General features: G+C 45.6%; 15 protein-coding genes. 8 read left to right on the top strand and 7 right to left on the bottom strand.

Features of this window, described 5'->3' with window-relative positions:
- Positions 1 to 120 precede the first annotated feature (120 nt).
- The 3 genes from R7O12_RS16445 to R7O12_RS16435 all read left to right on the top strand — a co-directional run bounded on the left by R7O12_RS16445 (position 121) and on the right by R7O12_RS16435 (position 4,332).
- Positions 121 to 1,845 carry an acetolactate synthase 3 large subunit gene (locus R7O12_RS16445; RefSeq protein WP_005379695.1) on the top strand — a complete coding sequence of 575 codons (1,725 nt, stop codon included), beginning with the start codon at positions 121 to 123 and terminating at the stop codon, positions 1,843 to 1,845.
- A gap of 1 nt (position 1,846) precedes the next feature.
- Positions 1,847 to 2,341, top strand: a complete 495-nt coding sequence (gene ilvN / locus R7O12_RS16440; protein WP_005379697.1) for an acetolactate synthase small subunit — start codon at positions 1,847 to 1,849, stop codon at positions 2,339 to 2,341.
- A gap of 110 nt (positions 2,342 to 2,451) precedes the next feature.
- Positions 2,452 to 4,332 carry a GGDEF domain-containing protein gene (locus R7O12_RS16435; protein WP_064368966.1) on the top strand — a complete coding sequence of 627 codons (1,881 nt, stop codon included), beginning with the start codon at positions 2,452 to 2,454 and terminating at the stop codon, positions 4,330 to 4,332.
- Between the two features lie 54 nt (positions 4,333 to 4,386).
- Here the strand turns inward: R7O12_RS16435 and R7O12_RS16430 are convergent, their stop codons facing one another.
- Together R7O12_RS16430 and pykF are read right to left on the bottom strand one after the other, a co-directional pair.
- Positions 4,387 to 5,073, bottom strand: coding sequence for a GntR family transcriptional regulator (locus R7O12_RS16430; RefSeq protein WP_318100808.1), 687 nt, complete (start codon positions 5,071 to 5,073; stop codon positions 4,387 to 4,389).
- Between the two features lie 157 nt (positions 5,074 to 5,230).
- The gene (pykF, locus tag R7O12_RS16425) at positions 5,231 to 6,643 is read right to left on the bottom strand and encodes a pyruvate kinase PykF (RefSeq protein ID WP_005392243.1); all 1,413 of its coding nucleotides are present in this window, start codon (positions 6,641 to 6,643) and stop codon (positions 5,231 to 5,233) included.
- 433 nt (positions 6,644 to 7,076) lie between these two features.
- On the opposite strand from pykF, the gene R7O12_RS16420 reads away from it, so the two are divergent.
- Both R7O12_RS16420 and glmS read left to right on the top strand, forming a co-directional pair.
- Positions 7,077 to 7,838, top strand: coding sequence for a DeoR/GlpR family DNA-binding transcription regulator (locus R7O12_RS16420; protein WP_005379701.1), 762 nt, complete (start codon positions 7,077 to 7,079; stop codon positions 7,836 to 7,838).
- Positions 7,839 to 7,948: 110 nt separating this feature from the next.
- The gene (gene glmS, locus R7O12_RS16415) at positions 7,949 to 9,781 is read left to right on the top strand and encodes a glutamine--fructose-6-phosphate transaminase (isomerizing) (RefSeq protein ID WP_033906046.1); all 1,833 of its coding nucleotides are present in this window, start codon (positions 7,949 to 7,951) and stop codon (positions 9,779 to 9,781) included.
- An 82-nt stretch (positions 9,782 to 9,863) separates the two neighbouring features.
- On the opposite strand, the gene R7O12_RS16410 is transcribed toward glmS, so the two are convergent.
- The gene (locus tag R7O12_RS16410) at positions 9,864 to 10,946 is read right to left on the bottom strand and encodes a glycerol dehydrogenase (RefSeq protein ID WP_005379703.1); all 1,083 of its coding nucleotides are present in this window, start codon (positions 10,944 to 10,946) and stop codon (positions 9,864 to 9,866) included.
- 353 nt (positions 10,947 to 11,299) lie between these two features.
- Here R7O12_RS16410 and dhaK point away from each other — a divergent pair, with 353 nt between their 5' ends.
- From dhaK to ptsP, 3 genes are read left to right on the top strand one after another with little or no spacing between them, the layout of a single operon-like run.
- Positions 11,300 to 12,358 (top strand): dihydroxyacetone kinase subunit DhaK, encoded by a 1,059-nt coding sequence (gene dhaK / locus R7O12_RS16405; protein ID WP_005379704.1) that lies wholly within the window; start codon positions 11,300 to 11,302, stop codon positions 12,356 to 12,358.
- A gap of 15 nt (positions 12,359 to 12,373) precedes the next feature.
- Positions 12,374 to 13,009: a dihydroxyacetone kinase subunit DhaL gene (gene dhaL / locus R7O12_RS16400; RefSeq protein ID WP_053304323.1), complete on the top strand. Its 636-nt coding sequence runs from the start codon at positions 12,374 to 12,376 to the stop codon at positions 13,007 to 13,009.
- 1 nt (position 13,010) lies between these two features.
- Positions 13,011 to 15,410, top strand: a complete 2,400-nt coding sequence (gene ptsP, locus R7O12_RS16395) for a phosphoenolpyruvate--protein phosphotransferase (RefSeq protein WP_318126133.1) — start codon at positions 13,011 to 13,013, stop codon at positions 15,408 to 15,410.
- A gap of 80 nt (positions 15,411 to 15,490) precedes the next feature.
- On the opposite strand, the gene dhaR is transcribed toward ptsP, so the two are convergent.
- The 4 genes from dhaR to R7O12_RS16375 all read right to left on the bottom strand — a co-directional run bounded on the left by dhaR (position 15,491) and on the right by R7O12_RS16375 (position 21,391).
- Positions 15,491 to 17,416: a dihydroxyacetone kinase operon transcriptional regulator DhaR gene (gene dhaR / locus R7O12_RS16390; RefSeq protein WP_318100802.1), complete on the bottom strand. Its 1,926-nt coding sequence runs from the start codon at positions 17,414 to 17,416 to the stop codon at positions 15,491 to 15,493.
- Between the two features lie 145 nt (positions 17,417 to 17,561).
- Positions 17,562 to 18,092, bottom strand: coding sequence for an MltR family transcriptional regulator (locus tag R7O12_RS16385; protein WP_005379708.1), 531 nt, complete (start codon positions 18,090 to 18,092; stop codon positions 17,562 to 17,564).
- 86 nt (positions 18,093 to 18,178) lie between these two features.
- Complete coding sequence (locus R7O12_RS16380) at positions 18,179 to 19,327, bottom strand: mannitol-1-phosphate 5-dehydrogenase (RefSeq protein WP_318100800.1); 1,149 nt, start codon at positions 19,325 to 19,327, stop codon at positions 18,179 to 18,181.
- Between the two features lie 111 nt (positions 19,328 to 19,438).
- Positions 19,439 to 21,391, bottom strand: coding sequence for a PTS mannitol transporter subunit IICBA (locus R7O12_RS16375; RefSeq protein WP_318100796.1), 1,953 nt, complete (start codon positions 21,389 to 21,391; stop codon positions 19,439 to 19,441).
- Between the last annotated feature and the right edge of the window lie 553 nt (positions 21,392 to 21,944).

Genomic DNA, 21,944 nt, shown 5'->3' with positions numbered 1-21,944 from the left:
CGCAAGACATAGCCGAAAACGTGGAAGTATTTCGATTAGGCTACGAATAAGACCTAGACTATGTAAAACCAGACCAATCCGTTGACCTTACGGTGAGGAAACTGGCTAAGGAGAGCAATTATGACAGCAATGTTGTCAGGCGCAGAGATGGTGGTTCAATCTCTGATAGAAGAGCACGTAGAGCAGATCTTTGGCTACCCAGGTGGCTCTGTTTTGGATATCTACGATGCACTGCATGCCAAAACCGATCAAATCAAACACGTACTTGTAAGGCATGAGCAAGCCGCCACTCATATGGCAGATGGTTACGCTCGAGCTACCGGTAAACCGGGTGTCGTACTTGTGTGCTCGGGGCCGGGCGCGACCAATACCATTACGGGTATTGCAACAGCGTATATGGACTCTATCCCAATGATCGTTATCTCGGGTAACGTACCGAATAGCCTAATTGGTAATGATGCTTTCCAAGAGTGTGACATCGTCGGTGTCTCCCGCCCAGTGGTCAAACACAGCTTTTTAGTAAAAAAAGCGGAAGATATTCCTGAAACAATCAAAAAAGCGTTTTATATCGCGACTACAGGTCGACCTGGTCCAGTTGTGATTGATTTGCCAAAAGATGTGATGAACCCGCAAATCAAACTGCCTTATCAATATCCAGAAACGCTTTCAATGCGTTCTTACAAGCCGACAACTTCGGGCCATAAAGGCCAGATTAAAAAAGCGCTTAAATCGCTATTAGAAGCGAAAAAACCAGTGCTTTATATCGGTGGTGGTGCGGTGATTTCTGGCGCTCATGAACATATTTTAGAGCTTTCCGACAAACTGAACCTACCCGTTGTGAGTACTTTGATGGGCTTGGGGGCATTCCCGGGTACACATAAAAACTCACTGGGCATGTTGGGTATGCACGGCACTTACGAAGCTAATATGGCAATGCATGAAGCGGATCTTATTTTTGGTATCGGTGTGCGTTTTGATGACCGTACAACCAACAACCTTGAAAAGTACTGCCCAAACGCAAAAGTGATGCATATTGATATCGATCCGTCATCGATCTCGAAAAACGTGAAAGTGGATTTGCCGATCGTAGGTTCTGCGGAAAAAGTGCTGACAACCATGCTCGGGCTGCTTGCAGAGCAAGGTAGTGGAAATGATCAAGATGCTATCACTGCATGGTGGGATGACATTCAAGTATGGCGTGACCGCAACTGCTTGTCTTATGAAACGTCTCCAGAACGAATCAAGCCACAGCAAGTAATTGAAACGCTGCACAAGCTAACTAATGGTGACGCATATGTGGCGTCTGATGTGGGCCAGCATCAGATGTTTGCGGCGCTGTACTACCCATTCAATAAGCCGCGCCGCTGGATAAATTCTGGTGGTCTTGGCACCATGGGATTTGGTCTTCCGGCTGGCATGGGCGTGAAGTTTGCCATGCCACAAGAAGAGGTCGTGGTTGTGACTGGTGACGGCAGTATTCAGATGAATATTCAAGAATTGTCGACAGCCATGCAATACGACATTCCAGTGAAGATCATCAACCTGAACAACCGATTCTTAGGCATGGTAAAACAGTGGCAAGACATTATTTATCAAGGTCGTCACTCTAATTCTTACATGAGTTCTGTTCCTGACTTTGCAGCGATTGCAGAAGCTTATGGTCACGTCGGTATTCGTATCGAAACGCCTGATCAGCTCGAAGAAGGGCTACAAAAAGCGTTGGATATGAAAGATCGTCTGGTGTTTGTGGACATCAACGTAGACGAAACCGAACACGTATACCCGATGCAAATCAAAGGTGAGGGTATGGATAAAATGTGGCTAAGCAAAACGGAGAGAACTTAATATGAGACACATTATTTCATTGCTATTGGAAAACCAACCGGGTGCGTTGTCTCGTGTTGTTGGTTTGTTCTCTCAACGTGGTTACAACATTGAATCTTTGACGGTATCACCGACTGATGATGAAACCCTGTCGCGAATGAACATTACCACGACATCTGATGAGATGCAGTTGGAACAAATTCAGAAGCAGTTACACAAATTGATCGATGTGCTGAAAGTGCAAGAAGTCACCGAGTATGAGCACATTGAGCGTGAACTGATGATGGTGAAAGTGAAAGCCAGTGGTTTTGCGCGAGCAGAAGTGAAGCGGACGGCAGACATCTTTCGTGGCCAGATCGTGGATGTCACGGCTTCCCAATACACCGTACAACTTGCGGGTACGAGTGAAAAGCTAGATGCCTTCATTCAAGCGATATCCGAAGTGACCGAAGTTGTCGAAGTTGCTCGTAGTGGTGTCGTTGGCATTGCGCGAGGAGAGCGAGCTCTCAAACCTTAACTCTCTGATTGCATATAGAAAAGCCACTTAATCTAAGTGGCTTTTTTGTTTAGAAAATAACAATTAATGATATAATTGTCGTTTTAGTAAGCATGATAGGCATTAGACGTGTGAAAGTACCTAAGCGAGTCGGCACCTTATTGGCGACAGCACTATTTTTTAGTGCACTCACTGCCGCTTACTACTATCAGAAATATCTGACGTTGTTAGAAAACAATGTTGAGAACACCGCTCAAGAAGCGTTACATCAATTGGCCTATACTGGCCGTGAATACAGCAATATTCAGGATCAAATCGAAACGATCAGTGACCTACTTGGTCACAGCCAAAGTCTGTATGAATATCTGCGCCAACCTAACCGGGTGAACCGTTCCATCTTAGAAGACATGTGGATCTCGGTCGCAATCAATCAAAAGTTGTATAAGCAAATTCGCTTTCTTGATGTTTCTGGTCGAGAAAAAGTGAGGATTAATTATGAGATTGAAACAGGCGCTGCGTTGCCCGCGATCAAATTGCAAAATAAGTCAGAGCGAGATTACTTTCAATTCGCTAAGAACTTAGACGATGGTGAAATCGCTTCGTGGGGGATAGGTTTAGAACGAGAGTATGGCGAGTTAGTCTATCCCTATAGCCCGTCACTGCGTATTTTGATGCCTATTTCGCTTAACGGAAAGCGCGAAGGGTATCTTGTGCTTAATGTTGATATTGACTATTTATCCTCTCGACTCAACTATTCGTCAGTGCTTGATTTCCATATTGAGCTGATTAAAAGTGACGGATTTTACATTGATAGCCCTAAATCAGCTCGTTTATATGGCCATATAATTCCCGCTCGCTCTCAATTTAATTTTGGCCGGATGTACCCAAACATTTGGCGTAGTTTAAATTCAAAAGATTCGGGCTATGCTTACAATGGTTCGAATTTGGTCGCGTATCGCACCATCCAGTTTGTTTCTAGCGAACCTATTCATCTGGTTATTGATCTTACCAATGAGCAGTTATTATCCCGAGCTCAGAGGGATATTGATGACTTAATCCAAGAAGCGTTTTTTGTTCTAAGTTTGGTGCTCGGCTTCACTTTGCCGACGGCAGCCCTTGCTCTGCATTATCGGCGTCATAGTATGGAATCGAAGTTGGCTCGAGCTGCTCTTGATGGTATGACTGCGGTGATGATCTCGGATGCTTCACATAGAATCATCATGGTTAATCAAGAGTTTGAAAACATGATGGGTTACTCAACCAAGCATGCCCAAGGTTGGAGTGCACATCATTTAATTCTCTTACCTGAAGATCTCGAAGCAAACCTGAGTATCTGGAAAACACTGAAGAGTGAACACGTATGGGAAGGGGAGATTCGTTGTCGAACTAAGTTTAATCAAGTCTTTACCGCAATAATGCGTATTCAGGCGAATTTAACCAAATCAGGTAAAGTGAGTTATTACATTACGTCGCTGGTGGATATCTCTGGGCAAAAAGAGTTAGAAGAAAAATTACGAAACCTAAGCGAAAAAGATGGCTTGACGGGGTTGTGGAACCGCCGAAAATTTGAAGAGCAATTGGCGCAATATGCGGGGATTATTGAACGCTATCCTGATAGCCCTCCTGCTTGTTTGGCGTTGTTTGATATTGACCACTTTAAACGTATTAATGACGAGCTTGGCCACGACGAAGGAGACAAGGTGATTTGTAGTGTCGCAGAAACCCTCCTAGAAGAAGTCCGCAGCACAGACTTTGTATCTCGTGTCGGTGGTGAGGAATTTGCAGTGATTATGCCGCATACAACACTAGAAGAGGCTGAAATTGTATTGAACAGGCTACGTGTCGCGGTTCAAATGCGTAGTGATAGAGGCATTACTGTCAGTGCTGGATATAGTGATTTAACCTCTGATCGTACAAGAACGTATAAATGTGCTGATATTGCTTTGTATGAGTCAAAAAGTGCAGGGCGTAACTGCGTATCGCTGTGTCATAGTTATGATGATATTGCTTAGCGCTTTTGCAAAAATGAATAAACGGGGATAGCCCCCGCTTTTTCAGTCTGAGCGTTATTCGCTAGCCAGTATGCGACATTGGTTGTCGATGGCGGCTTCGATACACTGTATTGACTGTCTCAAATAACGCTCTAGATAACCTAAAGCATCCTGACTCTTTTTGTCTAGCGATGCCTTCATCAGTATTTCTTGCTCATCGAGATTACAGTGCCCAGGGTTCCCTGTGCCTAAAATCTGCATCGCGAAGTATTGGTAGCGTTTAATTTGCGTGAGTAGATCGCGGAAAAACCCAAACATATTGACAGAGCCAGCACCTTCAAACAGCGCAGTAAGAAACTGATTTTGGCGCTCTTCCCATTCCCTCCAACAAAAGCTTTCGCCAGGTTTTACTCGGGATAACTTGTGATAAGCAGTTAGTACATCCAGTTCCCATTTTTCATCGCCAATCATAATTGCCTTACTGAGTAAGCATGCGGAGACCATTTGCAGGCTTTCGTACAAGTCATGTAACTCATCTTTACATACAGGTGCAACCCAGCAGCCTTTTTGCGGCTCGAGTTTGACGTATTTGCTCCAAGATAATTGCACCAATGCTTCTCGAATGGGTGACGCTCCTACGTTGTACTTCTCTTTGAGTTCGGCAGCCACGAGTTTTTGACCTGGTTTAAGCTCGCCATCGAGAATATCCTGACGGATCATTCTTAATACTTTGTCGGTAAGAGTGGGACTAGACACATACACCTCATAGAAACTTTAATCGTGACGATAAAATTAAACAGTACGAAATTCTGATAGAGGTGAATAATACAATTAGCCTATTATGAGAGCAAGAAAGCCATATAAAAAAGGAGGGCATAAGCCCTCCTTCTCAAGAAACTGAAGTGTTAAAAGTTCAGTCTTATAGTACGTGTACAGAAGCTGTGTTCGTAGTACCTGAAGCAACTAGAGCGCCAGAAACCATAACAACGATATCGCCTTTGTTACCTAGACCTGATTCTAGAGCAAGTTCTTTACCCGCTACGTAGAATGCGTCAGTGCTTTCGATTGAATCAACAACTACTGGAGTAACACCTTTAGTTAGAACTAGCTGTGCAGCAGTTTTCTTGTTAGTTGTTAGCGCTAGGATGTTTGCAGTTGGGAAGTACTTACGTACTGAACGTGCAGACTTACCGCCTTCAGTTGCAACAACGATAAGTGGAGCTGCTAGTTTCTCAGCTGTGTCTACAGCGCCTTTACATACTGCTTCAGTGATGCGAAGACGTGGGCTGTCTAGACGAGAACCTAGTTCAGCTTTTAGCGCTGAGTCAGTACGGTTCGCGATTTGAGCCATGATAGTTACCGCTTCAACAGGGTATTTACCTTTCGCCGTTTCACCAGAAAGCATTACTGCGTCAGTACCGTCCATTACCGCGTTAGCAACGTCGCCTGCTTCCGCACGAGTAGGACGTGGGTTGTTGATCATAGAATCAAGCATTTGAGTTGCTGTGATAACCATCTTACGTGCACGGTTACACTTCTCGATCATCATTTTCTGAGCGAAGATTACTTCTTCAGCTGGGATTTCAACACCTAGGTCACCACGTGCAACCATGATGCCGTCAGAAAGCTCTAGGATCTCGTCGAAGTTATCAACACCTTCTTGGTTTTCGATCTTAGAGATGATGTGGATGTTCTCGCCGCCGTTTGCAGCAAGTACTTCACGGATTTCTTGAACGTCAGACGCTTTACGGATGAAAGAAGCTGCTACGAAGTCAACGCCTTGCTCACAACCAAACTTAAGGTCGTTCTTATCTTTTTCAGATAGTGCAGGTAGGTTGACAGAAACGCCAGGAAGGTTAACACCTTTGTTTTCGCCTAGTGCACCGTTGTTAAGAACTTTACATTTAACTTCAGTTTCAGTCTTAGAGATAACTTCCATCTCGATTAGACCGTCGTCTACTAGGATAGTGTTACCTACGTTTAGGTCGGCTGCGAAACCAGCGTAAGTTACTGCAACTTTATCTTTGTTACCTACAACTGAAGTGTCAGTTGTGAAAGTGAATTCTTGACCTGCTACTAGATCAACATCGTTACCGCCTTCTAGCTTGATAGTGCGGATTTCTGGACCTTTAGTATCTAGAAGAATTGCTAGTGGTTTGCCAGTAGCTTCCATTACTTTACGGAAGTTCGCGATACGAGTGCCGTGTTCTTCGTAGTCACCGTGAGAGAAGTTAAGGCGCATTACGTTCATGCCTGCGTTAACTAGTTCAGTTAGCTTCTCTACAGATTCTGTTTTAGGGCCAATCGTACATACGATTTTGGTCTTTTTCATGGAAGATACTCTCCGGTAAGTATAGTTACAATTTGAAAGTCGGTTATTTACTCTGAAGTCAGGACGTTTTTGATGACATTTAGTACCTGTCACCCACCGATTTTTCGTCTCATTATTAGAACTTCAGATTCTGAAAGTCTTTCACCAAGTTTAGTCATTTTATGACTAAAAGATCGGCGATTTTGGTTACCTTTTTGTGACTAATCCCACTTTATATGCAGAAAGTTGCAAAAAAATAGCCTTCAATTCTGTAATTTTTTTTCTTTTCGGTGGCGAATTCTACCACTGAATGAATCCAATATCACTGTTTAAGAATTGTCTTAGGACAAGGTTTTATCGAGAAATATTAATTTTTTGGATCGAAATAAATGGACTTAAAAGTTTCGGTTTGACTATAATAAGTTTCACATCGAAACTTAAAATCAAAACTTAAATGTCGAAACGAAATACTCAATTAAGAAGACACGCCATTTCTAACTTGGTTTCTGAACTAGGAGAAGTCAGCGTTGATGAACTTGCTCAGAAATTCGAAACCTCAGAGGTCACGATTAGAAAGGATTTAGCTTCTTTAGAGAAAAACGGCCAACTTCTACGCCGCTATGGCGGTGCGATTGCTATCCCAAAGGAAGTCATTCACGAAGAATTGGGCGCTAATGTTTCGACTCGAAAGTTAAGCTTAGCAAAAGCAGCTGCATCATTGATTCGCGATCATAATCGCATCGTGATCGACAGTGGCAGCACGACTGCCGCGCTGATTCAACAGTTGAATGACAAACGTGGCTTAGTGGTCATGACCAACTCGTTGCATGTTGCTAACGCTCTTAATGAATTAGAGAGCGAACCGACACTGCTGATGACTGGCGGTACTTGGGATACGCACTCAGAGTCCTTTCAAGGCAAAGTGGCCGAATCTGTATTACGAGCTTACGACTTTGACCAACTATTCATCGGTGCGGATGGCATCGATCTCGAGCGTGGAACCACGACATTTAATGAGTTGGTTGGCTTAAGTAAGGTAATGGCAGAAGCGTCACGTGAAGTGATCGTAATGATCGAGTCCGAAAAAATCGGCCGTAAGATCCCAAACTTAGAGCTCGCTTGGCATCAAGTTGATGTGTTGGTGACCGATGCAGATATCCAAGCAGAACATAAAGTACAGATTGAACAACATGGCGTGAAAGTCATTTGCGCCTAATAATGTAATCAGTTTCATATTTCACTTCCCTCTGGATAAAGGCCTTTGCTTGCTGCCTCTATTTGAAATCATGGCTAGGGAAGAACAAAACTACAAACGGAGATAAACACATGTGTGGAATCGTAGGTGCAGTAGCACAACGAGATGTTGCAGAAATTTTGGTTGAAGGTCTACGCCGCTTAGAGTACCGCGGTTACGACTCTGCTGGCGTTGCGGTTGTTGATGGCGAATCAAACCTAACGCGCGTTCGTCGCTTGGGTAAAGTACAAGAATTGGCTGATGCAGTAGAAGAAGCAAAAGTGATCGGCGGAACTGGTATTGCGCACACTCGTTGGGCGACGCACGGTGAACCTTCTGAAATCAATGCTCACCCACACATGTCTGGTGATATCGCAGTGGTACATAACGGCATCATCGAAAACCATGAAGAGCTGCGTGAGCTGCTTCAATCTCGTGGCTACGTGTTTGAATCGCAAACGGATACAGAAGTTATCGCACATATGGTTGAGTGGGAACTTCGTACTTCAGAAACGCTATTAGAAGCGGTACAAAAAACAGCAAAACAACTTGAAGGCGCATACGGCACGGTAGCGTTGGATCGCAAAGATCCTTCACGCATCGTAGTAGCGCGTTCAGGCAGCCCGATCGTGATCGGTTTTGGTGTAGGTGAAAACTTCCTAGCGTCTGACCAACTTGCATTACTTAACGTTACGCGCCGTTTCATGTACCTAGAAGAAGGTGACGTAGCAGAAATTACTCGCCGTGAAGTCACTGTGTTTGATGCAACGGGTGAGCCAGTTGAGCGTGAAATTGTTGAATCTAACGCAGAGCATGATGCAGGTGATAAAGGCCAATACCGTCACTTCATGCAAAAAGAAATCTATGAGCAACCTAAAGCGTTGATCAACACAATGGAAGGTCGTATCACGGCAGACTCTGTTGTGACAGACGCGATCGGTGTGCACGCGGCAGACATTCTAAGCAAAGTAGAACACGTACAAATCGTGGCGTGTGGTACGTCTTACAACGCAGGTATGACGGCACGTTACTGGTTTGAAGACATTGCAGGCGTTAGCTGTGATGTAGAAATTGCGTCTGAATTCCGTTACCGCAAGTTTGTTACTCGTCCAAACAGCCTATTGATTACGTTGTCTCAGTCTGGTGAAACCGCTGATACGCTAGCAGCACTTCGCCTAGCAAAAGAGAAAGGTTATATGGCGGCGATGACCATTTGTAACGTAGCAGGCTCTTCTCTGGTTCGTGAATCAGATTTTGCGTTCATGACTCGCGCTGGTGTTGAAATCGGTGTGGCTTCAACCAAAGCGTTCACGACTCAACTTTCTGCACTACTTATGTTGGTAACGGCACTAGGTAAAGAGCAAGGCCGCATCAGCAAAGAGAAAGAAAAAGAGATTGTTGAAGCGCTGCATGCACTTCCTAAGCAAATCAACGCGGCACTTTCTTTCGAGAAAGAAATTGAAGCACTAGCAACGGATTTTGCAGACAAGCACCACACATTGTTCCTAGGCCGTGGCGAGTTCTACCCAATCGCGATGGAAGCGTCTCTAAAACTGAAAGAGATCTCTTACATCCACGCAGAAGCGTACGCGGCGGGTGAACTAAAACACGGTCCTCTTGCGCTGATTGATGCTGACATGCCTGTTGTTGTGGTTGCACCAAGCAACGACCTACTTGAAAAGCTAAAATCAAACGTTGAGGAAGTACGTGCGCGTGGCGGTCTTCTGTATGTATTCGCAGATGCAGACGCAGGCTTCGAAGGCGATGAAACAATGAAGATCATCACGATGCCTCACGTTAGTGAAATCACGGCGGCGATCTACTACACCATCCCAATGCAATTGCTGTCTTACTACGTAGCACTGATCAAAGGTACGGACGTAGACCAACCACGTAACCTGGCGAAAGCGGTAACGGTTGAGTAATTACGCTTAACAGCAAAAATCCAAGCGGCACATGCGAGAGTATGTGCCGCTTTTTTATTTAAGCCCACTTTAAGGGGGGGAGTTATTGACCCAACTGGTGAGCGGTTAGAATTGCAGAGTAGACATTTTCTGCCGTCACTGGGAATGGCATATTGTGGATGGTTTCTCCCTCGGCCGTTGAGGCTTCGGCGACCTCGCGCAACTTAGCGTGGTTAAGCTCTTTAACGCCCATATCAAATAAGTTGGTTGGTAGACCTACAGAGCGGCAGAATGCAAGAACCGTATTAATCTCTTCCATCGCTGCGTTTTCTAGTACCAGCTGAACAAGTGTGCCGAACGCGACTTTCTCACCATGATAGAGATGATGACACTCTTCAAGCTTAGTTAGGCCGTTATGAATAGCGTGAGCACCCGCTAGACCACTGCTTTCAAAACCGATACCGCTTAGGTATGTATTGGCTTCAATAATGTTTTCTACCGCTTTGGTGCTCACACCATTTTCTACCGCAGCTTTTGCTTTTACACCATCTTCAAGCAAGGTTTCATAGCAAAGTTTCGCAAGCGCTTGTGCTGAACGCGTCGCTAACCCACCAGCCATTGTTGCCTTACCAGAAGTCATGTTGGCACGAGCTTCAAAGTAGGTGGAAAGCGCGTCGCCCATCCCCGATACAAGTAAGCGAACAGGGGCTTTGGCGATGACTGACGTATCCATGATGACCATGTCTGGGTTTTTAGGGATCATCAAATATTCTGCAAATTCACCTTCAGGTGTGTATATCACCGCAAGCGCTGAGGTTGGCGCATCAGTCGAGGCAATCGTAGGAACCACCACGACAGGAATTTTTGTGTAAAACGCAACAGCCTTTGCTGTATCTAACGTTTTACCACCACCAATACCGACAATGACATCGTGTTTCTGAGTGGCACAAATGTCCGTGATGCGTTCAATCTCAACGCGTGAACATTCGCCACCAAAAATGTTCATAGTGAGTGGAAGCTTTTCGTCAGCAAAACTTTGTTTGACGTCATCACCAACCAGGTTAGTCACGAACTCATCGGCAATTACTAACGGACGTTCACCCAATGTTTTCACATAGTGAGCGATAGATGTAAGTACTTGTTCACCTTGGACGTATTTGCTTGGGCTGATAATAATTTTGTCCATAATTCAAACCTTTAACCTTTTTTATGTGTGCTTTGGACTGCAATGAATATCCATTGTAGGGATAAGGTTTATATTAGGTTTGGTGTGGTAAGTGGTGAAGGATATCTCTGGTTTTGTTCCATGCTTTTATGACCTCTGTGTCAAACCGACTGTCAGAAGTAATAAGCATCAGCATGCTTTATGGCGACGATCACTATTCAGGAAAATTTGTCGTTTTTCGTTTCATATTGAAACAATAATGCCGAAGTTTATGTTTCAATATGAAACAGATTGATTTTTTTTGAGCACGCTTTTTCTCTGTTTAAGATGAATTCATACCCTACATAAAAATATAAATGGAATGAGATAGAACGATGAAAAAGTTAATTAACCAAGTCGATGATGTTGTATTGCAGCAAATGGAAGGCCTGGCATTGTCCCGCCCTGAGCTAAAAGCGAACTACGAGCCTCGTTACATGTGGCACGAGGAAACACCGGGGCAAGTGGCACTGGTTTCTGGTGGTGGCTGTGGTCATGAACCTTTGCACGCAGGTTTTATTGGTAAAGGCATGCTGACAGGCGCCTGCCCTGGAGAGGTATTTACTTCACCTACGCCTGATCAAATGTACGAATGTGGCAACCAAGTGAATACTGGTGAAGGCGTGCTATTTATCATTAAAAACTACACCGGAGACGTGTTGAACTTTGAAACGGCTGTGGAGCTGCTTCATACCGATGGCATCAAAGTTGGGTCGGTGTTGGTGGATGACGATGTTGCAGTCAAAGACAGCCTGTATACCGCTGGTCGCCGTGGCGTAGCTGGAACGGTATTGGTTGAAAAGTTAGTTGGGGCTGCCGCGAGCAAAGGTTATTCGTTGGAGCAATGTGAAGCACTGGCTCGTCGCGTTAATAATCACTGTCGTTCATTTGGCGTGGCGCTTAATGCTTGTGTTGTACCCGCAGCAGGTAAACCATCTTTTGTTCTGGAAGATGATGAAGTGGAGTTTGGTGTTGGTATCCATGGTGAACCAGGTATCAAGCGAGTGAAATACACCGATGTCGATACGTTAGTGGATGAAATGTTTGCTGAAGTTGCTGAAAACACACCTTATCAGCGCACATTGCGTATTTGGAATCGTGACGAAGGTGAATGGGATGAAGTGGAATCCAGCATTGAGCCTTTCGCCGCTGAACACGACTACATCGTGATGGTGAATGGTATGGGTGGTACGCCAACTTCAGAGCTTTACGGAGTGTACCGTCGTCTGGCTCATAACTGCGAGCAAGCAGGGTTCCGTATCGTGCGTAATATGGTTGGTAACTTCTGTACGTCACTCGATATGGAAGGCGTTTCGATTACGTTGCTAAAGGCAGACAAAGAGATGTTGGAGCTGTTTGATGCTCCTGTCGATACGGCCGCGATCAAGTGGTAACAGGGGAGAGCAAACATGCAAATTGAAAAACAACATATCGTTCACTGGCTAGAGTTATGTGCAAAAACGTATCAAGAGAATCAAGATTTTCTGACCGACCTTGATCGTGATATTGGTGACGCCGACCACGGTCTCAATATGAACCGTGGCTTTAAAAAAGTTGCTGAAAAACTGCCGCAATTTGCGGACCAAAATATCGGCAGCATTCTCAAGAATACGGGTATGACCTTGCTTTCTAGTGTCGGTGGGGCAAGTGGCCCGCTGTATGGCACGCTGTTTATTCGTACGGCTGCCGCTGTCGGAACTCGAGAGCAATTAACGTTTGAAGAGTTAGTGGATGCACTAAAAAGCGGTGTGGATGGCGTGGTGTCTCGTGGTAAAGCAGAGCTGGGTGATAAAACCATGTGTGATGTTTGGTTACCCGTTTTAGTTAGCGTGAAGGCGTCGTTAGAAAATGGCATGAGCGCCGATCACTTACTGAATGAAATGGTTGAGCTAGCAGAAACGAGCGCGGTTGCCACGATTGAAATGTTGGCGAAAAAAGGGCGAGCAAGCTATTTAGGTGAACGCAGTATTGGTCACCAAGATCCCGGTGCAACCTCTTCTTTGTTAATGATTAAAGCACTACAGCAGGCAATAGCAGGTAATTAAGATGGTGGGAATTGTAGTTGTATCTCATAGTCGTCGACTTGCCGAAGGGGTGGCAGAACTTGCCACCCAAATGACGCAAGGCAAAGCCAAGCTTGCGATTGCTGCTGGGATTGATGATCCAGAGAACCCGATCGGAACCGATGCCATTGCCGTGATGGAAGCGATTGAGCAGGTACAAGATCAACAAGGGGTTGTTGTGTTGATGGATCTTGGCAGCGCGTTGCTTAGCACGGAAATGGCTCTGGACCTGATTGATGATCATGTGAGGGAAAATGTCACCCTTATCTCGGCACCTATTGTTGAAGGAACCATGGCGGCGTCGGTGGCTGCTGCTGCCGGACTACCTTTATCGACGGTAGTCGAAGAGGCACAGAATGCGTTAAGCGTAAAACAAGAGCATCTTGGTGATCAGCCACTAACATCCGCTGAGATAGCGCTAGTATCAGAGAACTTTGAGCAAGAACGGACACTTGATTGGGTAGTGCAAAATCCGCATGGATTACATGCTCGCCCCACTGCGGCCATTGTTGGTGCACTCGCGCCTTTCGACTGCCAATTATGGTTGAAAAAAGGCGAGCGCCGTGTGAACGCGAAAAGCTTAAACAGCATTGCGAAACTTGGCGTTCGTAGTCAAGAGACGATCACCTTATGCGCACTTGGACCTCAATCCAGTGAAGCAATCAAGGCATTTGAAGCCTTAGCTAGTGAGCACTTCGGAGAAAAAGAGGCGGTTGAGCAAGGCATTGTCGAACCTGAAGAAAGCTCGGATACTCTGCTCGATGGCATGGCCTCAAGTCAGATTGAAGGTGCTGTTGTTGGTATTCGAGTTAATGACGGTATCGCTACTGCTCCTGCTGTCCTTTTTACTCATGAAATGCCAGCTGTGCCTGAACGTGATTTCCAAAGTGAACAAGATGAAATTGAACGGGTTAAGCGTGCGATAGGCGTGGTTGTTCAACATTTGCAGGAGCAAGCGAAGCAGCCGAAAGGGGAAATATTTGCTGCTCATAGCATGATGCTCAGTGACCCAGAATTATGGGCATCGGTCGAGTCGCGAATTCAAACGGGCATGATAGCCGAGCAAGCTTGGGTAGAATCACTGCAAAGGTTGGCCGAAGAGTTTCGCCAGGCAGAAAGTCAGTACATGCGGGAACGCGAAGCTGATGTGCATGATATCGCACGCCAAGTTATGGTTGAAATGACAGGCGTAACGCCTAATGCCATCGACATTCAGGAACCGAGTATTTTGTTGGCCCGCGACCTGATGCCTTCTGATGTGGCCGGGCTTGATAAATCGAAAGTGCTTGGTATCTGTTTGAGTGAAGGAGGAAAAACCTCTCACAGTGCGATTCTTGCCCGTGCGATGGGTATTCCTGCCATCGTTAAAGCTCAGGGCTGCCTTGATGCTGTGCGTGCTGGTCAAGTGGTGACTATTGATGGCTTCCGAGGGTATTTATGGTTCTCTCCTTCAGATGCCGTACAGCAGGAATTAGAAGCGCAACAAATTGAGTGGCAAAGCACCCGACAAAGTGCACTAGCGAGTGCTCAGCAAGCCGCAGTCACCTGTGATGGTGTCCATATTCCAGTATTCGCCAATATTGGTGGACCGAAAGATATTGATGATGCACTAACATCAGGAGCTGAGGGCGTTGGTCTATTCCGGACTGAGTTTCTATTTCAAAACAGTGATGAGTTGCCGACTGAGGAAGTGCAATACCAAGTGTATCGTGATATTGCTGCCGCACTTGGTGATAAGCCACTTACGATTCGTAGTCTAGATGTTGGCGGTGACAAGCCTTTAGCCGCTTATCCTATGCCAGCAGAAGATAATCCATTTTTAGGTTTGAGAGGGGTGCGGTTGTGCCTTCAACATGAGTCATTGTTTACCGCTCAACTTCGAGCCATTCTGAGAGCCTTTCACGAGCAACCGAATATTCAATTGATGATACCGATGGTGGCTCAGGTTGAAGAAGTGAGAAAAGTAAAAGCGCTGTTGGCGCATCAAGCAAACCAACTCGGCTTGGATGCGACTCATTTGCCCGTTGGTATTATGATTGAGGTGCCAGCCGCGGTATTAAGTGCTGATGCGTTAGCCCAAGAAGTCGACTTTTTCTCTATCGGCACCAATGATTTGACTCAATATGTTATGGCCGCCGATCGAGGTAACGCCGCCGTTGCTGAATTGGTGAACTACTTTGAACCATCGGTACTAAAAGCCATTGAGCTCACGTGTGCAGCAGGCGATCGCGCGGGCATACCGGTTAGTATGTGTGGTGAGATGGCTGGCGATCCAAATGCCACAGAAACATTGCTTCGCGTGGGGTTGCGAAAATTCAGCGCCAGTTCGAGCATGCTACCGGGACTAAAAGCGCAGATTCGTCAGTTGTCTGTCGATGTTTAATCGATACCTTATCGTTAGTACACCTGTACCGGCGTGCTTACGCCGGTTTTACTTTTGTTATAGGAACGCCAATTCACGACTTAATACAGCTTCATTTGCTCCAGCAGCCCAAACTTATTAATTTTTCTCCATAAGGTCGTGCGGCCAATTTGCAATGCTTTCGCCATATCATGCATTTTGCCATCACACTGATTCCAAGCCTGAACAATCGCTCTTCTCTCGGCTTCTTCTAACGTGATTACTGGCGTATTTTCTGCGGTATGGCGAGAATTCAGTTTAATGTCTTCAGGAATATCGTTCAGCTTGATTAAGTTGGAACTGCGGTTAAGCAAAATTCGCTCAGTTCGATTTCTTAATTCGGAGTTATTGCCTGACCAACGAAAATTCATCAACGCTTCCAGTGCGACTGGCTCTATCGAGATCGTCACATTGTGGCGGCGTTCGTAATGGCTGATAAGCTGCTGGACGAGAAATTCAATGTCTTCTTTACGCTTTCGTAGTGGTGGAATATGCAGCTCGTTCGAGGAGATTTCATAATAAAGTTGCCGACCAAATGAGCGCTGAGTGACATACTCGCTGATCTCTGAAGCGGTGCTGGTAATAAGTTGAAAATCTACGGGGATCAATCGCAAACTGTCGCTGCGGCTGACGAGCCCAGTTTTTAACAACTTAAGTAGCACGGCTTGTAAATCGGGCGACAGATATTCCACCTTTTCTAAAAAGAGCGTACCGCCATGGGCGAGCTCAAACTTTGAAGGCATGCCTTGCCCTTCGTCATACCCCAGGGTTTCTTTGACCAGTTGCTCTGTATTGATGGAGCGGCAGTTGAGCGTAATGAACGGCCCTTCTTTGTAGGTGCTTTCGTTATGAATCGCCATGGCGAGAGTGGCTTTTCCTACACCTTCTTCACCCGTAATTAGAATCGGTGATTTGGACTTTATGGCCCGTTTTGCCACGGTTATGACATGCTTCATTTTTCGTGAAATGACGGGCAAAGTGCTGAACGTATAGCGCGCACTGCCACCTATTTGTTGTTGAGCAAGTTCGCGAATTTTATCGATAGGGTGCAAGAACAATAAGTGTGTGCCGTCGTTGAGTGGACGCAAGGTGATGATCGCTTCAACAAACTCGCCACGAACCTCTACCGTTGTGAGTTTACGGTTTATGCTCGCACCTGACTCAATGCTAGTAAGGACATTCGGTGGGAAGCGCAAAACAGAAAAGACTTCTTTATCCAAGACCTGACTGGCTTCAATGTTTAACAAGCGCTCGGACTGGTGATTTACCATGGTTATACGGCTTTCTTCATCCCAGGCCAGAAGGCCGTCATCCATGCACTCTAACGTTGCGTTGTGCGCACAAGTGAGGCGGTTCATATTTTCTTGTTCCGACTGAATATGGATTTGCAAGCTGACTTCTTTCGCGCTCGACGCGATGATGACTAAGTCTTCTTTCTTATAGCTTTCCGCTTTTCTGAAAAGGCATGTTGTACCGCGTAATTTGCCAAATTGGTCGAAAACAGGCGCCGCTACAGAGGCATAAGAGTGCAAGTGGCGATTGAAATGTTCGGCAGCAAAAACGTCACACGGGATATGAGTGTTGATACAGAGATTGACTGCATTTGTGCCTATCTTTCCTTCGGAGAGAAAACAGCCTTGTTTTATGCCGAGCGCTTGCATCTCTTGTCGCATAGAGTCGTGCCCGACGGTAGAGAGAATACAGCCGTTGCCATCGGTTACCATCAATACCAGGTCTTCGTCACCAAGCATATCGTATGTATCTTCAAGTACGGTCGTGGCGCATTCGATGAGATGTTCGTTGCGCTTCATTAGAGATGAGAAGGTAAATCCAGAGGCAATATGTGGTTTTGACCAGGTGTAAGGGCTGCATTGCTTTATGCAACGCTCCCACGACTCGAGGACGGGAGTGCGGGAAAATTCTGGAGATACCCAGTGGTGTTTCTGGAAAAACTCCCACTTAGTTTTAGTGTCTTCGATTGAAAGCATGCGATCCCGTTTCAATACTAGCGATAGATTGGTCTGATGTTACAGAGACATCGGAATATGGACTGTGATGGCTTTCACGCACGTTGTATAGAAGAATGTGCAAAAAGAGGGGCGAGTTGAGGAGGCTTCCTTGCCAGTTTTTCGATTAAAAAGGGCTGTCTTTGCCGAGCTCATTGCAAATCTCGACAATGGCAAGTGAGAGCCCTGACTTAATGATTTGTTGTTGACGTTGCAGCTGTAGCTGATAAAACTCAAGGTCGATGTCGTCATCTGGTTCGCTGACTTCCAGTTGCACCATGCCCATTTTCTTCACCAAGTGCAGTTTCTTAATTGGTTCTAGAATATTCGGGTCAGTGAATTCGTAATCTGAAGCGTCACTATTGAGTTGGTTTTTGAGTTTGATGATGTCTTCGATGTCGTGGTAAATGTCATCGGGGAGCACTCCCAAGCCAAACAATAACTTCAAACGAACAGATAGATCGCCCAGCGGTCCAGAGTCTTGTAGCAGCGGACCGACAACCGATTGAACAGCGAAGTTATCTTTACGAAAGATTCTTTGCACCAACCCGTCGATCGAATCGTTAAAAACGTCGACTGCTGCAATGAAAAAGCCTCGTACCGATGGTGCGCTGTTTAATCGCTCAATGATCTCGGTTTCGTTGATGTTATCTGCCATATACTGAATACATTTCTAATTATTAGCTATCCCAACTCTTCAAGCAGAGAAGGACATAGAAGGGGAGCCAAGCTCCCCTAGGTAAATCAAAGTTGGTTGTAAAGTGTCTCGATTTGAGCCACTTCATCACTGTCTTCTGCAAGACCTGTGTATGTCGCTAGCGTCTTCTTCACACCCACTTCTTTTAATGAGGTTTGCAGTTCTACTGCTTGTGGGTCGGTGTCGTTAGTGTACTTCAACGCAGCGGCAATGCCTTTCAAAAGTGTTTGATTTTCAGTGCCATACTCAATTGTACCGAGTAAAGGCTTCACTAATCTATCGTTTGCACCCAATTTTCGAATTGGTTGACGACCTACGCGATCCACCTCATCCACTAAGTATGGGTTGGCAAAGCGTCCTAAAATCTTCTCGATGTAGGCGTTGTGCATGTCACGGTCGAAGCCGTAACGTTTGATCAGCACTTCACCACTCTCTTGCATCGCCTGTTTTACTTCAGCGTGAATGCTTGGGTCTTCAATTGCTTCACGAATGGTACGATGGCCTTTCAAGCAACCTAGGTAAGCGGTAATGCAATGGCCTGTATTGAGAGTGAACAGCTTGCGTTCTACAAATGCCATTAGGTTGTTGGTTCTTTCCATGCCTGCGATGTCAGGGATTTCGCCCTTGAATTGCTGCTCATCCACAATCCATTCGCTAAAGCTTTCTACCGTCACTTCTAGTGGGTCATCGTTCGCTGCTTCTGCTGGTGGTACGATGCGGTCCACTGCGGAGTCGACGAAGCCAACTAGCTCGTCTGCTTTCGCGTGTAATGATTCATCCAAATGTTTGTACACTTCACCTTTTAGGTGTGTGGTACCACGAACCATGTTTTCACACGCGATGATGTTCAATGGTTTATCGTTACCTGCTGCAAAGCGTTTAGCAATGCCGGTAGCGATGGTTTTTGCAATGATGTCCAGTACGTTAGGGCCAACCGCTGTTGTTACCAAGTCGGTTTTTACAATGCGGTCGATGACATCTTCACTGGCTGAGTTAACCGCGGTGACGTGAGTTACTGTATCGATTTGGCACTCAGTACCGACCACTTTTACTTTGTATTCTTGCTTGTGACTCAGTTGGTCGACGAGTGGAGCGTCAACGTCTGCGAATGTCACCTCGACTTCTGCGTCTGCTAATAGTTTACCGATGAAGCCACGACCAATGTTACCTGCGCCAAAATGAACTGCGTTTTTCATAATTCTTACCTACCAATGTCTAAAATGTTGACTTACGAAACTAGGGGGAGGCCAACCGCATAGGGGGTGACAGCTGACCTCATTTGCCTCAGGAGCAAATTAAAGGGGTAATTAAGCCGCTTGTTGACCGCCAAGGATGTTTAGAATCTCTTCCACATCGTTGGTGCTGGTTAGCTTCTCAATTGCCTCCGGCTCATCGAGCGCGTTCGTAATGGTGGTAATCACCTGGATGTGCTCATCGTTCTTAGCGGCAATGCCGATAACCAGTTTCGCTACATCATCGTCGTCTTCAGTAAATTGGATACCCGATGGGTATTGGCAGATTACAATGCCGGTTTTCTTCACGCGGTCTTTCGCTTCTACCGTGCCGTGAGGCACTGCGATAGATTCGCCTAGGTAAGTTGGAACCAATGCTTCACGCTCAAACATCGCGTCTACGTATTCTGGTTCTGCGTAGCCAAGTTCGACCAACTTGTTGCCCGCGAAGCGAATCGCTTCTTCTTTGTTGGCAGCTTTCAAACCTAGGTGAATGTTTTCACGCTGGATTTGGAACACCGACGTTTGCTGTGGCTCGAAGTTGTCGTCGTTTGCTGCCATGACTGACACTTTTACCATTTGGTCGTCATTGGCTGCGGATTGGTTTTGCGCTGCTAGTAGTTTGGTGACTAGCTGGTTGTACATCTCGCTATCTAGGAAGTTAGTCAATGAAATGTGGTGTGCGTTTGGAGCATGCTTACGTGCACGATCCGTTAAGTCTTTATGAGTAATCACGATATCTGCACTCTCTGGTAAGCTGTTAATGGCAAGGTTGGTTACGTGGATGTTCAGACCTGCGTCTTGAACCTTTTTTCGTAGCATGCTCGCGCCCATTGCACTCGATCCCATGCCCGCATCACAAGCGACAATGATGCTTTGTACTGTCGCTAGGTCTACGTCACCTTTGCTTTGGCTGTTTACCACCGCATCGTTTTTAGATGCAGATTTCATGTCTTTCATTTGTGATGTCGCTTTTTCTAAGGCTGCTTCATCACCGTCTTCTTCTGTTGACGTTTGTGTCTTCATTAGCAGTGCTGCTACGGCGAATGACACGCCTGTTGCTGCTGCGATAGACGCTAGAACACCAACGATTGAGCCTTTCTGAGTCATCAACAAGATTGCAAAGATTGAACCTGGTGATGCTGGAGAAACGATACCTGCGTTAAAGATAGTTAGAACGAATACGCCAGTCATACCACCTGCGATAGCCGCAAGGATTAGGCGAGGGTTCATTAGGATGTATGGGAAGTAAATCTCGTGGATACCGCCGAAGAAGTGGATGATTGATGCACCACCTGCAGTTTGACGAGCCGTACCTTTACCAAACACCATGTAAGCTAGCAGGATACCTAGACCAGGACCAGGGTTTGCTTCGATTAGGAAGAAGATCGATTGACCTGTCTCAGACGCTTGTTGGATACCCAGTGGAGAGAAGATACCGTGGTTGATCGCGTTATTTAGGAACAGGATCTTCGCAGGTTCAACGAAGATTGAAGTCAGTGGTAGTAGGTGAGCAGAAACTAGGAAGTTAACGCCAGCCGCCAAGCCACCAGAAAGAATTTTTACGAATGGACCGATAAAGATGAAGGCAAGGATCGCACATAGCATGCCGATGATGCCCGCAGAGAAGTTGTTAACCAACATCTCGAAGCCACTTTTTACTTTACCATCGATGTAGTTATCGAATTTCTTGATAGCCCAGCCGCCCATTGGGCCGACCATCATTGCCCCCATAAACATTGGGATGTCTGTGCCGACAATCACACCCATTGTTGTGATTGCACCGACTACCGCACCACGATCGCCGCCAACTAATTTACCACCGGTGTAACCGATAAGTAGTGGCAGCAAGTAGGTAATCATTGGGCCAACCATAGAGGCTAACGTTTCGTTTGGTAGCCATCCAGTTGGGATAAATAGAGCAGTGATAAAGCCCCACGCGATAAACGCGCCGATGTTTGGCATTACCATGTTTGACAGAAAACGACCAAAATTTTGTATCTTGATCTTGGCATCTGGTGATATCATAACAATTCCCCGTTCGATGTTCTGATGAATCTTGTTGTAGTAAACGGTTCGCCAAAACCGTTTGTTTGATTGCTTAGTACCCAATCAATTTACCACACATTTTCCAATTGGAACTGACAACGGGTTTTTCGTGATCTACGCCCGCATTTCTTAGGCTGAGAAACGGTTTTTAAGTGACCAAGTTCAACTTATTAACTTGTAACTTAATAACAAAAAGCCACTTTCAAATCTGTCAATAAAAATCTTAGTGATCAATCCGATCTTCTGACAAATTTAAAATTAAAATACTTTGTGACTTTGATCACTTTTGATTTTTTTTGAAATTCGAATTAAATACTTGTAATGATCAATGTCACGTTTTGTGTTGAGTTGTGGTGGATTTAAAGTGTGACCTGGATTTGTTTTTGTTTTTTGTGAAAGTTTGTGACGGAATTGGTGAGATAAATGCTATCTAGATCTTTCGATAGATTGTATCTATGAGAGTCTTTTCGGCGCACTTCACGGAGCACGCCTAATTAGTTGATGAAAGGGTAAATAAAGAGAGTCGCCACAC

The organism is Vibrio sp. Vb1574, assembly GCF_033338675.1.
The sequence above is the reverse complement of the archived record's forward strand: the minus strand, read 5'-3'. Positions and strand labels throughout refer to the sequence as shown.